General features: G+C 47.8%; 1 protein-coding gene. It reads right to left on the bottom strand.

Annotated elements, in window-relative coordinates:
* Nucleotides 1-52 precede the first annotated feature (52 nt).
* Nucleotides 53-1,194 (bottom strand): IS3 family transposase gene (locus LZT22_RS12640; protein ID WP_233925659.1). Its coding sequence is split into 2 segments (ribosomal slippage): nucleotides 53-927 and nucleotides 927-1,194, totalling 1,143 coding nucleotides; the frame shifts between segments, so codons are not numbered across the junction.
* Nucleotides 1,195-1,269: the final 75 nt, after the last annotated feature.

Genomic DNA, 1,269 nt, shown 5'->3' with positions numbered 1-1,269 from the left:
TGAACTGCTGTCAATTTAGGTCCACTACCAAAGAGAGTTTTTCCATAGTAAATCATTGCAGCAACATGGGTTGATTCTGCAATAGTTTGGGTACTTGGGTTTGGGGTGCTGGTGGTCTATAACCTAAAGCGCTATGGGGCCTGACTTGGTTATAGTGTTTCACCCACTCCCCCACGATGATCTGTGCTTCCTTCAAACTATAGAAGATCTCTCCATCCAAAAGGTTGTCTCTAAAGGTACCATTAAAGCTTTCACAAAAACCATTCTCCCAAGGACTGCCTGGAGTAATGTAAGCAGTTTTGACGCCAATGCCAGATAACCACTTGCGCAGGTCTTTGGCAATAAATTCTGGGCCATTATCTGAGCGTATGTGCTCTGGGATGCCGTGAGTAATCATGGCGTTAGCCAGTTGTTCAATGACTTGGATTGATCCAATCTTTCTAGCGCAGTGGATCGTTAAACACTTTCTACTGAACTCATCAATTAGGGTCAGCATGCGGATCTTGCCACCATAAGCGTCTCTAATGAAGACAAAATCGTAACTCCACACATGGTTGGGGTGAGTCGCTCGCAGGCGCATGCAGCTTCCATCGTTTAGCCAGAGCCTGCCTCTAGGGGGTTGTTTTTGTGGGATCTTCAGGCCTTCCTCTCGCCAGATGCGAGCAACCCTTGCAGTAGTCGCTTGTCCCCAACCAGCGCTGCGCATCATGCTGGCAATAAACCGATAACCATATCTACCGTAGGTGCTGGCCATGCGGATGACCTCAGCTCGCAGCGGCCCCTCGTCATCTCGAGGGAGCGGCATATAGCGATAAGCTGCTCTGGAGAGCCCTACCAAACTACAGGCAGACCGCTCAGAGATAAGATACTTATCCATGAGTAGCTGCGCTGCATTTTTACGCCTAGTAGGGCTTAGAAGTTTCCCTTAATAACTTCCTTGAGCATGACTTCTCGCAAGGAGAGATCGGCAACCAGCTTCTTAAGCCGGATATTTTCCAGTTCCAGATCTTTGTACTTCTTTGCCTGGTCCACCTTCATGCCGCCATAGATCTTGCGCCAGCGATAGTAGCTTTGCTCTACGGTTCCCACCTCTTTACAAGCTTGAGCTAGGGTTTTGCCGTTCGTTGTCAGGACATCGATTTGACGCAATAAGGTGACGATTTGCTCGGGTTTAAGACGTTGGCCTTTTGCCATATTTAGCACTCCTTTAGGGTGAAGATTATCAAAAATCCTCTCTTTTGGAGTGGTACTAAAAATCAGGTCAGTTCA

This window comes from Polynucleobacter sp. IMCC 29146 (assembly GCF_021395195.1).
Taxonomy (GTDB): domain Bacteria; phylum Pseudomonadota; class Gammaproteobacteria; order Burkholderiales; family Burkholderiaceae; genus Polynucleobacter.
This window is presented reverse-complemented; position numbering and strand designations above follow the sequence as displayed.